Raw genomic sequence first — 20,532 nt, 5'->3', positions numbered from 1 at the left:
TGCGTGTGAAGTAAATCTGTATCATGTCATGGTAACTTTCTACCTAAAAAAGCCATTTGGCAATGTACCTAATCTTTTTTGCGCTATAAAAGTATTTTGTTTGTGTTTTTTAGTATCTTTGCCAGATGTTTAAGGATAAAACGATGTTTCCCATATAGTTAAATACTGTGCTTTTTGATGAGATTAGAAGATCTAAATGAATATTATGATAATCTCTGCGATACTTTTGACCGTGGAGAGATGGATTTTGTTATGAACCATGACCGTGCTCATAATGCTGTTATTGAATGCTTTATGCTTAATAAATCAAATGTGATTAATATGTATTGTGGCGAAATGTCTGTTTTCCGTGAGGGATTCTACAATCATATCAATCAAGATAGTAATTATGATCTCAAGGAAGGAGAGACTGCATTAGGAGATGAGATCAAGAAAAAGGTTATTAAGTCTTTGAGAGAGTTCATAAACCGTCCCAATGTATCCTTGAATATTTATTTTGAAAGGTTTGATCGTAAGTTCTTGAGAGATTTAATCGATCTTCGTGTTTTTAGTGATGGAGTAAGTTCCGAGAAGATACGTCTTTTTAAATTGGAAGATAATTTATTCTTGAAAAGCGATATGGCGCATGTCTCATATACGGATACCAACATTGTTAGAATGGAAAGAAATCCGCAGACGCACGAAGCTACATGTGCGATAAATCCACCTGAAGAGATTTTGAGCAAGGTAAAAGCTACTTTTAAGTCGATGTCGTTGGTCGGTGAGGAGATCAAGTTGAATTAGTAGAAGGTTGGTATGCTGTTTCTTGGAGGAAGCCAGACATTTATTGGTATATTGGCATCATTGATTGTATTATGTGTCATTTTGGACAAAAGTAATTTTATACATAGTATTCTTGATGAGATAGGAAAACGTATTGATGAAGAGATCAAATCTTTGGATAAAGCAGTGGGGTTCGATGTGATCAACGATGTGCCGGCAAACTCTGATTATAAACTATTGCAGCGCTATATAAATGAATTGCGTGTAGAGGCGAAAACAAGACCAGAATGCAAGCAGTTGCTAATTAGTGCTATGGCTATGGATATGAAACTTCAAGCTACGTTCGATCAACTTAAATCCGGATATTCCTCTAAATTCTTGAAGCCAGCTCATGACTTGATAGAGAAAATTCAAAGGTCAAAAGAACAGGTTATAGCTCCGTTATATGCGCTTTTGTTCTGCTTAACAGTTTTTATTTGTGATGAGATTGTTGTGGGAGTTGCGGGAACGAGCGATTTTGTTGTTTCCTTTTTGACTATCTTTGTGGCTTTCTCGGGTATTTTCTGGTTGATGATGTGGAAGATTTTCTTTAGAGATATACGGATAGAGACTGAAGAAGGTTCTTCTCAAAAAACGAAAGTGTTTGTTTCTAGGTGGATAAGGTGGAAATGGATGTGTTTCGCATTTCCTATGTTTTATGCGACTTGTTTGTTCTTGTCAACTTTTATCCCTATTATCTGGGCTAAATGTTTAATATCATTCACTATAGGAATACCTATATGTGTAATGGCATGGTTAAAAGCTAAGAGCCATTATGAGTTTGGCTTCTATACTTATGAATATGTTTTCAAACACTTTGGGGGATTGTTTCTTATATCATTTCTTTTTGCTGTGGTAACGACCGGTGGGTGTGCGCTATCAGATGATGTATCTTCTGTTTGTTTTACCTATGAGGATTTTGTTGCGCTTAAAATCACTGTGATTTTGTTTGTCTTGATCAGCGGTCTGTTGTTCCCGTTTCTTATGCCTTATTATGGTTTTAAGCGTGTCTTGAACATTGTAAAAGATGAGGTGAAAAGCAGCAAACAATCTATGGAAAGAGAGCTTAGTAGTATAAAGGAAGAGTTAAAAGAGTTTTGTAAGGTCATTCCGTAGACTTTAGGGTAGTAGTCTTCGTACTGTTTAATGGATTGCCATCTTGATTTTTTTCTTAATAATCAATTATAATTAAAGAATATATCATATATTTGCCTAGCTAGTAATTAAGACAGAAAAGCAAAAGGTAAAAGCGTAGGTTTTTATCTACTTATTCTTTCTTTGTTGGTAGTAAAACAATGATAAAATAGAAAACGTATGGATTATCATAGACTAAAATATTTTTAATACGTATATTTGCGACAATAAAAGGCTTTTAAGTTAGAAGCCTTGTGTTGCGTGCGATATTTGTGCGAGTTGACAAAAATCGGCCAAATTTTTCGAGACACTCAATGCACAGAGAAAGCCCCGCAACCCTTTATTAGATATACGTGTTATCTATGCTACTGTATAGTATAGATAGATTATTGTATACAGATAAGGGGGGGCGTGCGGCTGACTTTATTGAGTGTTGAGGCTTGGCCGAGCCTTTGTCAACAATATTTTCAGCCAATCGCCCTTTCTTTATTTTATAATGAAAGGCCAGCTCTTCAATATAACGCCAAATAACGCCCTTTTTAAAGATAAATAGTATAAGTTTTACTTTAATCAAATAGTTATGCCTGAGTTTATTACTATTGAAGAAGCCGCTCGTATCACCGGCTTTCCATCTGAAGAAATCCAGCAATGGGCGATATCTAAAAAAATAGCATCTTACGTCGTGAAGCAAGGTGTTCGCCTAGTCGATCTGACCAATTTGCGTGAATTCATTTCCCATATCGAGCGTATGGGAATACAAAAGCTATACCTGCAACTTATCATCCAAGACAAGGAAGAAGAGATAAACGAGATCATCTCCCAATTCGATGATTACCTTTTCTGCCTGCGATCCCTTAAAAACATCTCTCCCCTACTTAAACTCATTATCGCCGAACTATCAACATTCATACACGACAAGAGAGACCGACTTATCTTTACGGAAATAACTTCCGGAGCCAAGATAGAAGACGTAGCCAAACGTTGTGGTATATCCTACGACGGAATCTGTCGCCGATATAAGGTCATATCGCTCCGCTTGCAAGAAAACATGGGCTTCCTGACCGAATACAAGAAAACAATCACGAACCAAGACCTTGAGATAGAACGTCTGTGGATAGAGAACAGGAACATGGAATACGAATTGAGAAGATTATATAAAAAGGCGCTCCAAAACGGTCTATGTATCGAATCTCCCCGATCACTTACCCCCGTTCCCTTAAATGCCGCGAAACGGATATGCCAACCCATTACCCGTCTCACCTTAGCGCCCTATATCCGTAAATGCCTTACAACCTTGAAAATAGAAACCATAGAAGATATTCTACGTTACGCCCTCAAAAACGGACTCGACTCTTTATTAGACCTTCCCGGCTTTGGCGCTCTTGGTTTGGCCCAACTGAAATTCCAACTCGAAAAGCATAAGATAATCGATAAAACCGGGCATTCCGACCTTTATCAATATATCATTTGCGAAGCGGATAATTAGTGAGGACATTCTTTGTCCTCAAGTAGAATTTAACTAGATTTCAAGGATACTCATACTGTATTTACATTTTTTTGTATATTTGCGATATGTAATGATGTTTGTTTATATTTGAATCTTCACTTGTAACCTTGTTCTAGGTTCTGATGAAACTACGTCTTTTATCTAATGTAAGTCCCTAAATAACAATCATCTATATCTATTTTTATTTAGATCTATTCTGCTATTGGTTATTCTACCATTTAGTTACTCACTGATTTTCTCTCTCTTATCACCTTTATCCTCTATTCAAATCAACGTAGTTTCATCAGAACTAAAGTATATGAACTGCGAATAAGCAGAATGGAGATAAGTTGGTATGGCGGGGATATATAATATATATGTGATATGAAAATGGATGGAAATTTGCTTATAGATCTGAAGAATGGAGATGAAAAGGCTTTTGAAACTCTATTTTGGGAATATAATCAGCATGTATATCATTTTGTTTATTCGTTGTTATATGATAAATCTATGGCGGTGGATTTGACCCAAAACGTTTTTCTTAAAATCTGGGAGAAGCATGAGACTATAGATCCGGAACAAAACTTTGATGCCTATCTATTCACCATAGCCCGTAACTTGGTTTATAAAGAGACAGAAAACCGGTTACTCTCTGAAAAACTGACGGAAAGCCTACAACGACAGCTATCAGATGTCGATTCGCTTATGGAAGAACGAATCGACGCAGAGTCTTTACGGGAATATATTAATAGCTTGATAGAAGAATTACCGCCATCACGTCGGGAGATATTCCGTTTGAGCCGTCATGAACATTTATCATATAGAGAAATAGCGGAACGCCTCTCTATCTCAGAAAAGACTGTGGAGACACAGTTGAGTAGGGCTTTGCGTTTTTTGCGAGATCGACTTTCTTCTGATGGCTTTCTTTGCCTTATAACACTCTTTTTATAGTTAATAAGCATTAAATATCTTGTGGTTTGTAGGGGTAGATAGTTTTTATCGGATATACGTATTATATTATATGATGAACAAACGTATATACATTTACATAAAATGAAACCTTTAGATCTAATCATATTACTATTAACAATTTTCCTATCAGCTTGTCAAGATAAGCAAAAGGAAATAATAACATTGTTGGTTAAAGAATGGCAGGGTAAGCAGATTCTATTTCCGGAAAATATGGTCTTTACCAGATTTGCATCTGATACAACTAATTTCGTAATCCCGACTTCGGATTACAAAGTCTTGGTTTTTGTAGACTCAATTGGTTGTACGAGTTGTAAATTGCAATTATCCCGTTGGAAAGAATTTATCCGATATACAGATTCTATCAGTCAGAAGAATATCCCTTTCTTATTTTTTTTCAGTTTGATGATCAGTGGGAGATACATTCTTTATTAATAAGAGAGAATTTTGACAAGCCGATTTGCTTGGATCGATCAGACAGTCTAAATCAGCTCAATCATTTTCCAAAAGATATTCGGTTTCAAGTATTTTTATTAGACAAGAATAATAAAGTGGTAGTGATAGGTAATCCTGTCCATAACCCGAACGTAAAAGAATTATATTTGGAAGAAATAAGTAGGAAACAACCTGTTGCACCAATTCAGACAACCGTAAAAGTGGAAAAGGAATCACTCTTACTAGAAACTATTCCTTTAGGGAAGAGTAAAGACACTTTGTTTACGCTTGTCAATACAGGAGACCAACCTTTAGTTATTATAGATGTAACTACCACTTGTGGATGTGCTCAAACTTTGTTTGATAAACATCCAGTTCAGCCCGGTGAATCTCTTCATATTAAAGTGGGAGTGACACCTGAAAATAAGGGACTCTTTGATGAGACAATCACGGTAAAATGTAATACAAATCAATTAATTAAATTCAATATACGGGGAAATACGATTTGATAAAGTCAAATTATAAAAGGGAAACTTGCCTGATATATTAGAAGCTATCACAGCAAGTTCTTCGCTCCAAAATATTATCAGAAAGGAGGTGATGTGAAAGTCTAAAATTTATTTAAATGTAAAAAAAGATACAGAGGATATCTTATTCTAACTAAAGAGGATTAGGCAAAATATAAAGATCTTATAAATAATTATATTATGAGCGTTATGAAGAAATTAAGAATTATTCTTATTGTTATTGTTTTCTGTTTGGTGATGATTAATATTCTAAAAAATAATATTGATCCTTCTTTGTCTGGATTAGCGTTAAGCAATATAGAAGCTCTTGCGGGTGAAGAATGTACTACTCATTGGAGTTGCTGGTTGAACTTAGATACAAGAGCTTGTTGTAATAGTGGGTCTATCGGTTGTGCTCCATGTGATTAATTTTATGGTTCTATAACGTTTTTGTAGTGAAATATGTAATAAAATAACTTTGTTTTTATCTATATAATTCGTTGTAGAACCTAATTATTACGATTGAAACTTATCTCAAATACTTATAAAATGAAAAGATATTATTTGCTAATAATATTATCAAGCTTAATTGCTCTTTTGTCTTGTGAAAAAATAAATTATATGTATTACTTGGAAAAGGATAGTAATATGACATTTGATTTGAATTATGATGTAGAACCATATATTAAAGCTCTATTTCCTTATACAGATAAAGATGGACATCAATATATTAGTTTTCAAAATGGTTTCAAAAATCAGATTGTTTTTTATGATATACAGACAAAAGAAATGGCCTTCAAAATAGATCTTGATATAGAGGGAGATAATGGAGTTGGTTTTTTCTTAGGGTATTATATTGACAGTCTAGATAGTATTTATCTGACGAGTTTACAGCTCCCGGAAATATATAGTGTAAATAAAGAGGGGAAAATAAATAAAAAAATTTATTATGGAAAATCAAAAGATGGAAATGTTTTAAACGCATGTAACTCTTTGTCGTTTAGTTATCACCCTATACTTAAATTTAATAATAATCTTTTTGTATTGTCGGAGTGTAATCGATGGAAATATCCCAACCCTGTATCTGCAATGATTGATCTAAATACAGGGAATGTACAAGAACTTCCATTTGAATATCCCCGATTTAGTGGTGCAGATAATAAAAAAAAGAATGCTGGTGTAGAATTGTATTTTAGTAGATGTTTTAATGGTGATAAATTTATCTATTCTTTTTTCTATGAAGAAGATATATTTATAACTTCTATAGATCACAATATTGTTGAAAGAGTGAATGTAAAAAGTAATTATATTGATAGGGTTGTGATGCCGAATGATTATAATGGAACATTAAAATCTATGTGTGAAAATCCAAATTATGGTAACTTATTATATGATAAATACCGTGATGTGTATTATAGAGTTTGCTATTTGAAAACAGAGATAGATAATAGAGAAAACTATATGGAATTGTGGGATTTTGGAAGAAAGATATTTTCTATTATAATTCTAGATAAAAACTTTAATATAATAGGTGAGACTGTTTTTCCTGAATATACATATAATCCAAATCTGATGTATATTGATGAAAAAGGATTGTATATTTCTGAAAATCATTATAAAAATCCAAATTATGATGATGATAAACTGATATTTAGACTATTTAGGCTATGTAAAAGCAAAGAGAAGTATAATGATTCAGCTGTTTGAAAAGAATAATATGAAGAAATATATATTAATTATAATTTTTATTTTTATACACTTTGCCTCTTGTCAACAGAACGAAATAGATCCCAAAGAGTACTTTCTACAAGTCGTTAATATAAAAGCAAATCAACTCAATGCGGATACTTATAAGTTAAGTTCGTTTGGGAGGATGATGCTATTTGAGAGTGAGAAATGTCTAATCAAAGAGAATTATTTAGGTGATTCTCTTTTGGATAAAATATATTATACAAAAGACAGTATTCTATCTTTTTCCCAAACAGGAGAAGGCCCAGATGAAAACATCATGCCTCGTTTGATGCAAAAGAAAGATAAATCAAATGTGATTATATTGGATATACAAAAGAAACAAATTATAACCAAAAGTTTATCTAAAAGTATTTCTTCTATTGTGAATTTGGAATATATGTTTCTCTCTGCTATTCAAACAAAGCATGGGTATGTCGTTTCTGGACTCCTTGATAAAGAGGAAACAAATACTAAGAGATATGCTTTGTTTGATTGTGCAGGTAAATATGTGAAGTCTTTTGGCGATTTTCCAAATGATGGGAACGATAGTGGAGGTAAAAGTAAAACATTTGCCTATCAAGGCTATATGGTTTATAATTCAGTATTAGATAGATTGGCTACGGTTGCGGCCTCTGGCGCTATCTTTGAACTATATCAGATAGATACGATTCCAATGCTCATAAAACGTTATCACGATATTTATCCTATATACATTGATGATAGTAGATCTGGCAGGAACGGCATAAAGCATGGCAAAGAGAATGTAATCGGTTATACGGATATATATGCGACTGATCGTTATATTTATACTTTATATTCAGGGAAAAAGTTGAATCAGCATACTAATACAAGAATGTTAGATACTATGTTAAGTAATGACATTTTAGTATATGATTGGAGTGGAAAATGTATTTGTCGATTAGTTACTGATATAAAACTATTCAATATTTGTGTGACAAACGATGATAAAGAACTAATAGTCTTGGGCTGGGATGATGATTATCATCTGTATTCTTTTGATCTATCAAAGGTTACATTTACATGGTAGTAAAAAAGCATTTTAGCTATGATAGTAAGATACTTTTTTTCTTTATTATTTTAACTTTTTATGCTTGTTCTTCGAATGAAAATGTTCTATTGGAATTAGCGTTGGATAACTCCGGAGAAAATAGATCGGAGTTAGAAGCTGTTCTAGATCATTATAAGGATAATCAGAAGAAACAGGAAGCTGCCCGCTTTCTAATAAGTAATATGATAGGGAAGCAAGTATTAGATAGTAACTCGGTGAAAGGAAACCATGTGTATTTCGATGCTTTCGCTAATTATAGAGAGACATACGGTTCCTTTTTATATGATATCCAATACGCTATATATGATAGTATAAACAAATTGTATTCTTATACAAAAGTAAATCCTCGCTTTTTATCTGATTTGAAAGAATTGTCTTCTGATTATCTTATACATCATATAGATCAGTGTTTTCAAAATAAAGAGCGATATCCTTGGTGTAAGAATATGGACTGGGATATTTTCTTTGATTATGTACTCCCTTACACTACAGATAATTGTCATTGGGAACATGCTGGGAGTTATTTTGATCGAAAATATGCTTCACTACGAGATTCTATGTATATGTGTTCGTATGAAGAAATTGGTAAAGCTATATCGGATGAGGTAGAGCAGGGCTTTCTCAATGAATGGATAATCTTTACCGGTAAATATCAAGGATTGCGCCCTATGACTTTCCAAAATATAGTAGCCACTCAAATGGGAACTTGTTTAGAAAAGTCTACATATAAAATTGCTGCATTGAGGGCGAATGGTATACCTGCTGCATTAAATATGGTTCCCTGTTGGGGAAATTCACAATATCCTCATTCATGGGTCGAGATTATAGGGAGTAAGCAATTCGGCATGATATATGATAATACACAAAGACCTTTCCTTACTAAGGATGACATTAAGATAGACGGGATGTTTTGGAGAGATGTCTATCAATCTAAAATTGATATGTTTCCGTCGACTATTACTATTCAATATTGTAGGACTGCTCCTAAAGTCTATAGGTATAACTATCGGATACAACCCCACTCGCTCGCTATCTTGTCTAAAGAAGAAATACCTCCTTTATTCAAAAATCCGGGGATTCAAGATATCACGGACCAGTATGTCGTATGCGAAGATATAGAGGTACCACTTTGGAATGAGAAACATCCCAAAGAATATGTCTATTTATGTTGCTATGATATTATTGGTTGGAATCCAGTGTGTTGGGGGCGACCGGAAGGTTCCAAGGTACGTTTTCCTAAAATGGGGGTTAACATGCTCTATCTTCCCGCTTATTATAATGATGGAGAGATACGACCTGCTGGAGATGCGTTTATTCTGACTCGTGAAGGTAAATTACGTAAGTTATTACCAGATTTTGAAAAAGCGGAAAGTTCTGCTACATTCTATTCAAAAGTTCCATATAGAATGAATACGGCGCTTCAAGCCGCAGGAACGATAGGAACCCGCTTTTATGTTTGTAACAAGAAAGATCTTTCGGATCGTTCTTTGATATATTCTATTGAAAATCCTCCCTTTTATGTGGATAGTTTCCGTATATCTGTTTCCCAAAAATATCGTTATTTGATCTGTGATTTTCAAGAAACACAGCCATTGGGCTATTTTTACGCTATAGCGGAAATAAAAGTATTTGGAGGCGATGGCCAGCAGTTTTCCGGAGAGTGGGGTGGAAATGAAGGGACTAAAGGACATGGTCTCGATTTGGTGACAGATCAGGACCGAGTGTCTTATTATCAACCAGATCAATTTCAAAAAGATCAATTTGTTGTTCTAGATCTAGGCGAACCTAAACAGATAGCGAAGGTGGAATTTTATCCGAGGAATGATGATAATAAGATCGTAACGGGAGAATTATATGAACTCTTCTATTGGGACAAAAAGTGGATATCATTAGGTAAACAGTATGCCGAAGACAATAAATTAATTTATCAAAATATTCCACGGGAATCTATTTTTCGTATTCATAACCATACACGAGGAAAAGAACATCGCCCGTTTACTTATGAAGGCGGAAAACAAGTGTGGTATTAATTTGTGTTAAATCAAGGCTTTCTTGATTTTTCCGTGTAAGGGTAAAGTTCTTTTTCGGGATATACTTATTACACGATGAGAAAAATGCATACACATATCGAATTATTGGATCGCTTCATGAGTGGTAAGACTTCACCGGAAGAAGAGCGAACTCTTTTGGCGTGGTTTAGAGATCCCGATCATAAGGAAGAGATCATGGCTTTTTATAAGTCTAGATGGGAAGAATCTTCCGGGAAAAAGCTTCCTCCTAAGCTACAAGGACAGATGTTTTGTGAGATTAAAAAGCGGATGAGACAAGAGAAAAAAACTCTGGAGATAAAGAAGAAACCGCATACCTTATGGAAGTGGCTTTCTTATGCGGCGGTGGCTTTAATATGTATAGGCCTTGGAATTGGCTCCCATTGGTATAATATGAGACAGGTTCCACCACCTGATCCATTGGATTATGTGGTGTTGGCAGATAATGGGCAACGTGCTAGCGTGGTTCTTCCTGATGGGACGAAAGTATGGTTAAATTCGCATACTAAACTTAATTATAAGAGTGATTATGGCGTGAAAGAAAGATCAGTTTCTTTATCTGGTGAGGCTTATTTTGAAGTTTCGAAAGATACATTGCGCCGTTTCTTGGTAAATGCGGGGGATATGGAAGTCGAGGCGCTAGGCACAGCTTTTAATGTGAAGGCGTATGAGGAAGATGACGAGGTGGTTACGACCTTGTTTGAAGGCAGTGTACGAACAGCGGTTGGAAAAGAGTTTGTGATTCTGTCTCCGGATGAGAGTGCGGTTTTTAATAAGTCTAGTCATATATTATCTGTTAATCACCCGACAAATGCTTCTTATGCCCGTCTTTGGCGTACGAATGAACTGGCCTTCTCTGGCGAGTCGTTGGAGGAGATTGCGGTATTGATGAATCGAATGTATAATGTTGAAGTTCGTTTTTTGTCCAATAAGATTAAAGGCTACAGTTTCTCGGGGGTGATCCGGAATAATAGTCTGGATAATGTATTTGAAATAATAAGCCTTACGGCTCCGATTACGTATGTGTCGGTAGGTGATACTATTTATTTAAATGAGAAATAGAAAGTTGAGTGTTAACCTAATAAAGAAGAAGCCTATGAGATGAGCTAGATGATTGTAGTAAAAAAAGAAGAAAGGCAAGGCCCTTCTTCCTCTTAAGCAAAATCACTTGTATATAATATCTTCAAGGAAATAACTAGCCGGTTATAAATAAGATAGAATATGTAAATGATTTGCTTGTAAAGTTACCTGTTTAAAATCTATGTATTATTAAAAAATTTTTAAAAATGAGTAATTTCAAGCACTCTTTTTTCCGGACACTTTTGTATGCCCAATTATTGTCGGGCTTTTCCGGAGTTGCGATTGCCGCCCAGATATCGTTGTCGGTAAAGGATAGACCGATGCGGGAGGTTATTAAAGAATTAGAGGAAACGACTGAATATCGTTTTTTCTATAATGATGGGATCAAAGGTCTGAATTCTCCGATCTCTGTTGACGTGGAAGATGCGGATATTAATGCTGTAATGGATGCGATAGCAAAGCAAGCGAATGTGGCTTATGTATTGAAATCGGGTCATCAGATCGTTTTATCATCGGTAAAAACTGTTCAGCAACAAGGTAATAAGAAAGTTACCGGTACGATTACAGACCCGAAAGGGGAACCAATCATCGGGGCGAATGTGGTCGTGAAAGGATCTACCAATGGTACCATCACGGATATAGATGGTCATTTCTCTATTGAGGTAACTCCGAATGCGATACTTCAGGTTTCTTATATTGGTTATGTGGCTCAAGATGTTCCGGTAGGCAATAAAGATAATTTGGTTATATCTATTCATGAGGACACGCAGAAGCTGGATGAGGTAGTCGTGGTGGGTTATGGTTCCCAGAAAAAAGTGAATTTGACTGGTGCGGTAGAGCAAGTGACTAGTGATGTATTCGAGGGGCGTCCTACGGCTAACGCTACTCAGATGTTAGAAGGAGTTGTCCCGAACTTGAATATTTCCTTGTCTGATGGTAAACCGGGGCGTACGGCGGATTTTAACGTACGTGGTGCCGGTTCTATCAATGGGGGTAGTGCTTTGGTGTTGATTGATGGTGTGGAAGGAGACCCTTCTATGTTAAATCCGAATGATATTGAGAGTATTTCCGTATTGAAGGATGCTGCCGCTTCCGCTATTTATGGCGCACGTGCTCCATTTGGCGTGGTTTTGATCACGACGAAGAACGCTACGGAAGGTAAGCCGAAGGTGACATGGTCTTCTAGCTATTCATTACAATCACCACAGAATGTGCCGGATGTAGTTTCCGATGGTTATATTTGGGCAAAGCATTTTTATGACGCTTATTTTAATTACAATCAAGCGAATCCTTCTGGTATCAACAAGACACAGCAATTTTCCGTGGCTTGGCTGGACGAGTATAAGCGCCGTCATGAGACGGGCGATTTCGGGACGGTGATCTCTGATGGCTCTATCGGTACAAAAGGCCGTTATGTGTATTATCCGGAAGGAACCGACTATTATGATCTGATGTATAAGAAGAGTGTCTTTGCGCAGAATCAAAATCTTTCCATCTCGGGTTCCGACGGGAAGTTTGATTATTATTTGTCAGGACGTTTCTATAGTTACGATGGACTTTTCGATAGCGATGAGCAAACGGATAAGTTCAAGACCTATAATATGCGCTTCAAAGGAGGTTATCAGTTGACTCCTTGGTTGAAGATCAGCAATAACTTTGAGTTTTCCCATAATAAATACTACAATCCGATTACCTATTCGGAAGGTTCTGGTGTGGTATGGAGAAATATTGCGGACGAGGGACACCCGTCATCGCCACTGTTCAACCCTGATGGTACGATGACTTATTCTGCCGTCTATACCGTAGGCGATTTGCTTTATGGACGTAGCGGTATTACGACAAAGAACTCCAACTTGAAGAATACTACGACATTCAATGCGAAGTTCTTGGGTGACCGTTTGCGTGTGAATGGTGATTTTACTTATCAACAGAAGACGCAAGAGAAGACTAAGAAACAGGTGCGTTCGCCATATGCGCGGTCGGCCGATGCGAATGGCGAAAGTAAGATCGAATATATCACGGGTACTTACTCCAACTTGGCGGAGACAACTGATCATACGAACTATCTAGCTACGAACCTTTTCGCGGAGTTTGAGGAAACCTTTGCCGAGAAACATTATTTTAAGGCTATGGCTGGATGGAATTACGAGAAATCTAGCTTCAAACGTATCTATGCTTATAATGATGACCTGTTGACGGATGACGTGGACAACATGAATCTGGTGATGGGTACTGATAACCGGAGCATTACCTCACAATGGAAGGCTTATCAGTTTGGTGGCGCTTTCTTCCGTTTGAATTATGCCTTTGACGATCGCTACCTATTGGAGGTAAACGGACGTTACGATGGTTCCTCCCGCTTCCCGAGTGATGAGCGTTGGGCTTTCTTCCCCTCGGCTTCCGTGGGTTGGCGAATCTCGCAAGAACCTTGGTGGAATGTTAAGTCCGAACATATCTCTAACGCTAAGGTCCGGTTTTCTTGGGGCTCTTTGGGCAATGCGGCCGGATTGAGTAATTATCAGTATATCCAGACATTGGGTATCAGCAAGTCTGATTATATTCTTGACGGTTTGCGGCAGAATTATATGTCATCTCCGGCGGCTCTTCCCGGCAACTTGACGTGGGAAACCGCCACGACGTATGATATCGGAGTGGATTTGGGATTCTTCGACAATCGTTTGACCGTGAGCGGAGATTATTATATCCGTAAAACAACCGACATGATCGTGAATGGCCCGACCGTACCGGATGTGTTCGGTGCTTCCTCGCCGAAAGGTAATTATGCGGATATGTCTACCTATGGTTATGAGTTGTCTTTGGAATGGAAAGATGGATTTGATTTAGCTGGTAAGCGGTTTAATTATAGTATCAAGGGAACATTGGCGGATTACTATTCAGTGATCGACAAGTTTAATAACGCGAATATGTCATTGAGCGAGTACGCAAATCAGTCGCTCGACAAGAATTATTACGAGGGAATGCGTATCGGTGAGATTTGGGGGTTTGTATCCAATGGCTTGTGGCAGGATCAAGCTGGCATCGATGCGGCTGAGGCCGCTGCGAAAGCTGCGGGGCAATCCTATTATAACCCACTTATGCAAACATCGAAAACCTATAAGTTGTATCCGGGCGATATTAAGTTCGAAGACTTGAATGGCAACGGCTATATTGACCGCGGACAGAATACGGTAGATGATCCGGGCGACCGTAAGATCATTGGTAACGAGGAGCCTCGTTATATTTATAGTTTTACGCTCTCTGCCGATTGGAACAATATCTGGGTAAGTGCTTTCTTCCAAGGGGTGGGTAAGCAAGATTGGTATCCGTCTAATGAAGCCTCTACGTTCTGGGGGCAGTACAATCGTCCGTATAACCAGATGCCCTCTTGGCATGTGGACAACTATTGGACTCCAGAGAATCCGGATGCTTTCTTGCCTCGTTACACGGGTTACTATGCGCCTTTCTATGGAGGTCATAAGAACGCCAACACGCGCTATTTGATGAATGCGGCCTATCTACGCTTGAAGAACATACAGGTTGGCTATAATTTGCCATCAGAATGGATTAAGAAGTTGCATTTGACAAATGTAGGAATTTATCTTTCCGGGGAAAATCTCTTTACATGGTCTCCGCTTTACAAGTATTCCAAGGATGTCAATGTATCGAATATCGGTGAATCGGATAAGGACTTGACTTCCAGCAACAGTGGTGATGGATATAATTACCCGATGATGAAATCGTTCAGCATCGGCCTGAATGTTACATTTTAAAGAATAGGAGATTATACGAAATGAAAAAGAATATATTATTAAGCGGTCTGGTGGCACTTTTGGCTATATTTTCGGGGTGCGAGATGAATGAGGAACCAAAGTCGGAGGCTTCTGTGGATATGGTGTTTAGCTCCGAGAATGGTTTGAAGACGTATACGTACTCATTTTACAATGTCTTGCCTTCCCGAGGAAGCGCTTTCCGGCGTGATGCTACGGCAGATTATGGGGTGAAAAATTCCTTGGGTGGTATGGAGGTTGGCGCTTATACTACGAATAGCGCGACGAGTTGGTCATGGTCCGCTCTTCGTAATATAAATTTCTTTTTGGAGAATAACGTGAATGAGTCACTAAGCACGACTATCCGTGACAATTATAATGGTATCGCACGCTTGTTCCGTGCTCGCTTCTATTTTGATAAATTGGTACAATATGGCGAGGTACCTTGGATTGATAAGGTATTTAACGAGGCTGAAGACCCGGATCTTTATAACCCGCGTGATACACGTGATGTGATTATCGGGCATATCTTGGAGGATTTGGATTATGCGTATACGAATATATTGGAAGAGGATGTCACGCATAATTCAACGATCGTAAATAAATGGACAGCTGCCGCTTTCAAATCTCGTGTTTGCTTGTTTGAGGCTGCTTGGCGTAAATACCATGCCGCTGACCAATTGGATATCGCTCGTACGGGATGTACGGAATATTCGGCCAAAGATTTATATAAACTAGCGGCTGAGGCGGCTAAGGAAGTTATGGATAACGGACCGTACAAACTTTATACTTCAGGTGCTTATAGCGATGGCCGTGGAGCGTATCGCGAACTTTTCATTGCCGATAAGGCCGTTACCACGGAGGTAATGATGGCTATCGAGACTGACAAGGTGTTAGGACTGGGTGAGCAGAATTGGTGGTATAATTCCTCTACTTACGGACCACACTTATGCATGAGCCGTAAATTTATGCTGTCATACTTGAATGCGGATGGTACGCCTTATGTCGAGAAAAAAGCGGATGGAAGCTATAAGAATTTCGTGGAGGAGACAACAGGACGTGATACCCGCTTGAACCAGACGATCCGGGGAGCGGATTATACCCGTAAGAATGCTTCTGGTGTTTATGAGCCGACGGCAGCTAATTTCACGGGACATACATTGACGGGATATCAGTTTACGAAGTTTGCCATGGATGACGTGGCTTACGATGATGCGGCTACGAATGATAATGACATTCCTATCATGCGCTATGCTGAGGTTTTGTTGAACTATGCTGAGGCTAAGGCTGAATTAGGCGAACTGACTGATGCGGATTGGGCGGCTACGATAGGTGCGCTTCGTTCTCGTGCGGGAATTACGGGAGGCACACCACAGACAGGTACATTGACAACCCGTCCGTCATCTGCGGAACCTTATATCGCTTCTTATTACCCGACGATCTCTGATCCTTCCTTGTTGGAGATCCGTCGCGAACGTGGTATTGAACTTTGTCTGGAAGGCTTGCGCCTAAATGATTTGAAACGTTGGAATTGTTGCGATCTTTGGGTGAACGATCCTTGGGAAGGTATCTTTATCCCGTCACTTAACCAACCGCTGGATGTGAATGGCGATGGTAATTATGACGCCTATTTCTATGATACGGACAAAATCGCTGATGAGAAATATGCTGCGATTGGTGTCTATGTAGGTACAAATAAGAGTAATGTGCTAAACGTGAAGCCGGTTCAAGGTGGTTATTTGATGGAGTATAATTATGCTGGACGGAGCTGGCCGACTCGTCAGTACTTGTATCCGATACCGGAGGTTGTAATCCAGTTCAATACGAATCTAAGCCAGAATCCGGGTTGGTAATCAAGGGGGTATCATGAGAAACTTAATTATAGTGTTTATCTCTTTATTTACTTTCTGCATAGGGATATCCGGACAACAGAAGTGTAAACTGAACGTGGGTAGTTTTAATCTGCGGTATGATAATGAGGGGGATAAGGATGATTCATGGGCACACCGCAAAGACATGGCGGTATCTTTGGTTCATTTCCATGACTTTGATGTCTTTGGAATCCAGGAAGGACTGATTCACCAAGTGAAGGATTTGGTGAAAGATGGTACGTATACGTTTGTTGGTGTAGGTCGGGATGACGGAAAAGAGGCAGGGGAACATGCCGCGGTCTTATTTAAGAAAGATCGGTTTAAATTATTGGACTCGGGAAATTACTGGTTGTCGGAGACACAGGATAAGCCTTCTTTTGGCTGGGATGCGCAATGCCGGAGGGTTTGTTCTTGGGCGAAGTTGAAGGATAAGGTTTCGGGAAAGGAATTTTATTTCTTTAGTGTGCATTTCGATCATATCGGTAAAGTGGCCCGTCATGAGTCTGCTTTGATTATGTTGGCTAATATTAAAAAGATAGCGGGGGATTCCCCTGCTATCTGTGTAGGTGATTTCAATGGTACGCCGGATTCTGAGCCTATACAAATATTGAAATCCGATGGTTTACTGTTGGATTCACGGGAAATCTCAAAAACACCACCCTATGGAACGGTAGGAACGACAAATCAATTTAATTTGAATGCTCCGATGAAGAATCGAATTGACTACATTTTCGTTACCAAGAATATTCACGTGAATAAATATGGTACGTTGAATGAGTTCCAATACGGTCATTACCCTTCAGACCATTTCCCGATTATGATTGAGGCTGAATTTTGAGTTTAAGGATTAGGATGTTAAAAATAATTATAAAGGTATGAAGAAGCTAATTTATTCTTTCTTATTTCTCCTTTGCTCCGTGTTTGCGTTGCAGGCGGAGTCTATGGTAGTTGCCACTTATAATTTGCGTAACGCGAATGCGGGTGACTCGACGAATGGTAATGGCTGGGGGCAACGGTATCCGTATATCGCCCAGTTGATTCAGTTTCACGGTTTTGATATTTTCGGAACTCAAGAAGGCAAGTACCAGCAATTGCAAGACCTTAAAAATGCGATGCCCGGTTATGATTATATCGGGGTAGGGCGTGATGATGGTAAACAAGCCGGGGAACACTCTGCCATATTTTATCGTAAGGAGAAGTTTGAGGTACTGGATCATGGGGACTTTTGGTTGTCTACGATAACCGATCGCCCCAATAAGGGATGGGATGCCGTTCTTCCCCGTATTTGCACATGGGGTAAATTTCGGGATAAACAAACCGGCTTTACTTTCTTGTTCTTTAACTTACATATGGATCATATTGGCGTACAGGCCCGTGCGGAAAGCGCGAAACTTATCCTTAAGAAGTTGAAAGAATTTCCGGAGAAGCTACCGGCGATTCTAACAGGTGATTTTAATGTGGATCAACATAATGAATCCTACTTATTACTGGACAATTCCGGTATTATGCGGGATTCTTATCAGATAGCGGATTTCCGGTATGTACCCAACGGCACGTTTAATGCCTTCCATGCGGATCGCAAAACAGACAGTCGTATCGATCATTTATTCCTTACGAAAGAGTTTGATGTGAAAAAGTACGGAGTCTTGACGGATACGTATCGTTCGGAAGCAAAAGAAAGCGCTCAAAAGGAACAGGATGCGAACTTCCCTAAAGAAGTTTCCATGCAGAAGTATGTCGCTCGTACGCCATCTGATCATTTTCCTGTAATGGTTGTGGTAGAAGTAGAATAGAAAAACTTTAAGAAAAATAGAGGCGATCGCTAGAGGTCGCCTCCTATTCTGTAGAAATATTATAGAGGTTCTATTTACTCATTCTTTTTATAATAATTACCCATAAAAGAATTAATTGTATCAGAATAACAATTACCTGTTTCTTTGGATGTATGGGGTCTTGTTGGATCGATTCCTCCCTTAAACTGATCGAAATAAGTATATCTTATTTTCGTATAATCCGTAAATGCTTGTTCGGGAGAGGTATTAAAATGTCCATGCATAAAAAATTCCCAAGTATCGTCTACACCCGCATAATTCTTTTTGGCAAACCCTTCTATCGTTATATAATCCGAATTGTCTTGGGAGATAATGGTAGCGTAATGATGAGCGGTACTATCTTTCACTGTAAAATTCAACATGCTAGATTTACTTTGACTTTCGTATCGGCCAAACAGAGAGGCAACCATATCGCACCCTCTGGGCATTTTAACCTCTTCAGAGTGGGTTTGTTCGTAAAGAAATGCCTCTCTGGTACATAGACCTAAGGTATCAATTGAGATACGACTCTTTATTTGTCGTAATTTCGATATAAGGGAATCTATATTATTTACAATCGGACCATACATCTCGTGGACATCATCCCTTTCACTATTATTATCAAAGACGGTAGGTATATAGGAAGAGGGCGACAAGGCTACTTCCAGATCAGACTTCAATGTGGTTAAATTTTCGATCAAGGTATCATAACTTCCAGTTACAGGCTTTTTACCTCTTTCTGGGTAGAGCCAAGAGGAAAGTTTAATGTGAATTTCTTTATACATTTCATAGACAGAAGTAAATTGACTCTGTTCGACCGGCCATTTAAATTGCAACTGAACAAAGAACTTCCTTAAATTCTCACTGCTTTTTCTTATCTCGTTCACCTCTTGATAGAGCGAATTAAATTCTTCATTATATCCACCTGTAACATCATTAAGATTTGAAAAACTTGAAATTAACTTTTTACTCGAAAAATCATGTTCCTTTTTCCATTTCGGTTCTACCCGGATATACTCTTTTGTACGGTATGTTGAATTGAGTCTTGTAAATTGTCTTTTTTCCTTTGGCACAAACTCAATCATAGCACCTTCCTTTTGCATAATAGTATTAAAATCTAATACATACAATTCGTGATTTGGATATTCCAAGCCGCAAATAGCTTGGCCAGAATTGGAAATATTATAAATTTTCCCACCTTCCGTGAAGGTAGCATATCGTTGAATGGGTACAAAATTATTGACTGATGGTATTTTTAGCTCGTCTTTTATTTTAGTTCCTGGACTGTTATTATTTATTTGACATTGAATAGCCTTCCTCTCAAGCAACTTATCATGAGAAGACTGTAATATTTCACACAAAGATGCTTGCTTGGAATTACCAACATGACCAACAAGGGTATGCGGTGTTCTCTGTTTTCTTTCAGCATATGTTTTCATGACAACTTAGATTTTAAACTATTCGTAGATAAAATCGGAGATTGCGTTCTGTTTTTTCCAAAAATAATAATTTTGCAGGAAAATAAATATTAAAATAACCAATCGAATAATAATTTTTCTACATTTGCGTTACAGGAGATTTGAGGAAAGACACGATTGATCCCTTGTAAAATATATTTCTGAGATCTATTACAACTGAGTCTCGGCAAGACTATGGTTTTGTTGATAAACCGTAAATCACTCAACCATATATATTTATAATCTATTCCTCCTTTTTATGAAATCTCAGATCTATCAACTAAGCATCTTTTTAAACCTCGATTACAAACTGATTCTGTTCGCTTTATATCTTCGTTCTTCTTTTTGTTAGCCATAGTCTTGCCGA

General features: G+C 38.0%; 14 protein-coding genes and 1 pseudogene. 14 read left to right on the top strand and 1 reads right to left on the bottom strand.

From position 1 onward, the window contains the following. Window positions 1-177 precede the first annotated feature (177 nt). From DWX84_RS13860 to DWX84_RS13790, 14 genes and pseudogenes are all read left to right on the top strand, one after another. Window positions 178-783 carry a hypothetical protein gene (locus tag DWX84_RS13860; protein ID WP_008778997.1) on the top strand — a complete coding sequence of 202 codons (606 nt, stop codon included), beginning with the start codon at window positions 178-180 and terminating at the stop codon, window positions 781-783. A 12-nt stretch (window positions 784-795) separates the two neighbouring features. Next, entirely contained in the window at window positions 796-1,917 is a 1,122-nt protein-coding gene (locus DWX84_RS13855; protein WP_008778998.1) for a hypothetical protein, read from the top strand. A 598-nt stretch (window positions 1,918-2,515) separates the two neighbouring features. Beyond that, entirely contained in the window at window positions 2,516-3,421 is a 906-nt protein-coding gene (locus tag DWX84_RS13845) for a transcriptional regulator (RefSeq protein WP_048926991.1), read from the top strand. A 384-nt stretch (window positions 3,422-3,805) separates the two neighbouring features. Then, complete coding sequence (locus DWX84_RS13840) at window positions 3,806-4,372, top strand: RNA polymerase sigma factor (RefSeq protein ID WP_057319840.1); 567 nt, start codon at window positions 3,806-3,808, stop codon at window positions 4,370-4,372. Window positions 4,373-4,474: 102 nt separating this feature from the next. Beyond that, a pseudogene (locus tag DWX84_RS13835) lies at window positions 4,475-5,334 on the top strand (DUF1573 domain-containing protein). A 207-nt stretch (window positions 5,335-5,541) separates the two neighbouring features. After that, window positions 5,542-5,760 (top strand): NVEALA domain-containing protein, encoded by a 219-nt coding sequence (locus DWX84_RS13830; protein WP_157257407.1) that lies wholly within the window; start codon window positions 5,542-5,544, stop codon window positions 5,758-5,760. Window positions 5,761-5,880: 120 nt separating this feature from the next. Continuing rightward, on the top strand, window positions 5,881-7,038 hold the full coding sequence (locus DWX84_RS13825) for a DUF4221 family protein (protein WP_083434090.1): 1,158 nt from the start codon (window positions 5,881-5,883) through the stop codon (window positions 7,036-7,038). Between the two features lie 10 nt (window positions 7,039-7,048). After that, window positions 7,049-8,110, top strand: a complete 1,062-nt coding sequence (locus DWX84_RS13820) for a BF3164 family lipoprotein (RefSeq protein WP_048927212.1) — start codon at window positions 7,049-7,051, stop codon at window positions 8,108-8,110. After that, window positions 8,104-10,161, top strand: a complete 2,058-nt coding sequence (locus DWX84_RS13815; protein ID WP_121960708.1) for a transglutaminase domain-containing protein — start codon at window positions 8,104-8,106, stop codon at window positions 10,159-10,161. Before DWX84_RS13820 ends, DWX84_RS13815 begins: the two co-directional genes overlap by 7 nt. Before the next feature lie 75 nt (window positions 10,162-10,236). Next, window positions 10,237-11,241 (top strand): FecR family protein, encoded by a 1,005-nt coding sequence (locus tag DWX84_RS13810; RefSeq protein ID WP_048926992.1) that lies wholly within the window; start codon window positions 10,237-10,239, stop codon window positions 11,239-11,241. A gap of 224 nt (window positions 11,242-11,465) precedes the next feature. Further along, window positions 11,466-15,029 carry a TonB-dependent receptor gene (locus tag DWX84_RS13805; protein WP_121960707.1) on the top strand — a complete coding sequence of 1,188 codons (3,564 nt, stop codon included), beginning with the start codon at window positions 11,466-11,468 and terminating at the stop codon, window positions 15,027-15,029. A 20-nt stretch (window positions 15,030-15,049) separates the two neighbouring features. Then, window positions 15,050-16,879, top strand: a complete 1,830-nt coding sequence (locus tag DWX84_RS13800) for a RagB/SusD family nutrient uptake outer membrane protein (RefSeq protein WP_005863546.1) — start codon at window positions 15,050-15,052, stop codon at window positions 16,877-16,879. A gap of 13 nt (window positions 16,880-16,892) precedes the next feature. Then, entirely contained in the window at window positions 16,893-17,735 is an 843-nt protein-coding gene (locus DWX84_RS13795) for an endonuclease/exonuclease/phosphatase family protein (RefSeq protein WP_005863544.1), read from the top strand. A gap of 37 nt (window positions 17,736-17,772) precedes the next feature. Then, window positions 17,773-18,690: an endonuclease/exonuclease/phosphatase family protein gene (locus DWX84_RS13790; RefSeq protein WP_005863542.1), complete on the top strand. Its 918-nt coding sequence runs from the start codon at window positions 17,773-17,775 to the stop codon at window positions 18,688-18,690. A 74-nt stretch (window positions 18,691-18,764) separates the two neighbouring features. On the opposite strand, the gene DWX84_RS13785 is transcribed toward DWX84_RS13790, so the two are convergent. Then, window positions 18,765-20,147, bottom strand: a complete 1,383-nt coding sequence (locus DWX84_RS13785) for a hypothetical protein (protein WP_048926993.1) — start codon at window positions 20,145-20,147, stop codon at window positions 18,765-18,767. Window positions 20,148-20,532 lie beyond the last annotated feature (385 nt).

The sequence above is a fragment of the Parabacteroides sp. AF21-43 genome (assembly GCF_003635435.1).
GTDB lineage: Bacteria > Bacteroidota > Bacteroidia > Bacteroidales > Tannerellaceae > Parabacteroides > Parabacteroides distasonis.
This window is presented reverse-complemented; position numbering and strand designations above follow the sequence as displayed.

Bases quoted from the DNA above. Each gene is read 5' to 3' on its own strand.
- DWX84_RS13860 (WP_008778997.1), top strand. From the start codon at position 178: ATGAGATTAGAAGATCTAAATGAATATTATGATAATCTCTGCGATACT.
- DWX84_RS13855 (WP_008778998.1), top strand. From the start codon at position 796: ATGCTGTTTCTTGGAGGAAGCCAGACATTTATTGGTATATTGGCATCA.
- DWX84_RS13845 (WP_048926991.1), top strand. From the start codon at position 2,516: ATGCCTGAGTTTATTACTATTGAAGAAGCCGCTCGTATCACCGGCTTT.
- DWX84_RS13840 (WP_057319840.1), top strand. From the start codon at position 3,806: ATGAAAATGGATGGAAATTTGCTTATAGATCTGAAGAATGGAGATGAA.
- DWX84_RS13830 (WP_157257407.1), top strand. From the start codon at position 5,542: ATGAAGAAATTAAGAATTATTCTTATTGTTATTGTTTTCTGTTTGGTG.
- DWX84_RS13825 (WP_083434090.1), top strand. From the start codon at position 5,881: ATGAAAAGATATTATTTGCTAATAATATTATCAAGCTTAATTGCTCTT.
- DWX84_RS13820 (WP_048927212.1), top strand. From the start codon at position 7,049: ATGAAGAAATATATATTAATTATAATTTTTATTTTTATACACTTTGCC.
- DWX84_RS13815 (WP_121960708.1), top strand. From the start codon at position 8,104: ATGGTAGTAAAAAAGCATTTTAGCTATGATAGTAAGATACTTTTTTTC.
- DWX84_RS13810 (WP_048926992.1), top strand. From the start codon at position 10,237: ATGAGAAAAATGCATACACATATCGAATTATTGGATCGCTTCATGAGT.
- DWX84_RS13805 (WP_121960707.1), top strand. From the start codon at position 11,466: ATGAGTAATTTCAAGCACTCTTTTTTCCGGACACTTTTGTATGCCCAA.
- DWX84_RS13800 (WP_005863546.1), top strand. From the start codon at position 15,050: ATGAAAAAGAATATATTATTAAGCGGTCTGGTGGCACTTTTGGCTATA.
- DWX84_RS13795 (WP_005863544.1), top strand. From the start codon at position 16,893: ATGAGAAACTTAATTATAGTGTTTATCTCTTTATTTACTTTCTGCATA.
- DWX84_RS13790 (WP_005863542.1), top strand. From the start codon at position 17,773: ATGAAGAAGCTAATTTATTCTTTCTTATTTCTCCTTTGCTCCGTGTTT.
- DWX84_RS13785 (WP_048926993.1), bottom strand. From the start codon at position 20,147: ATGAAAACATATGCTGAAAGAAAACAGAGAACACCGCATACCCTTGTT.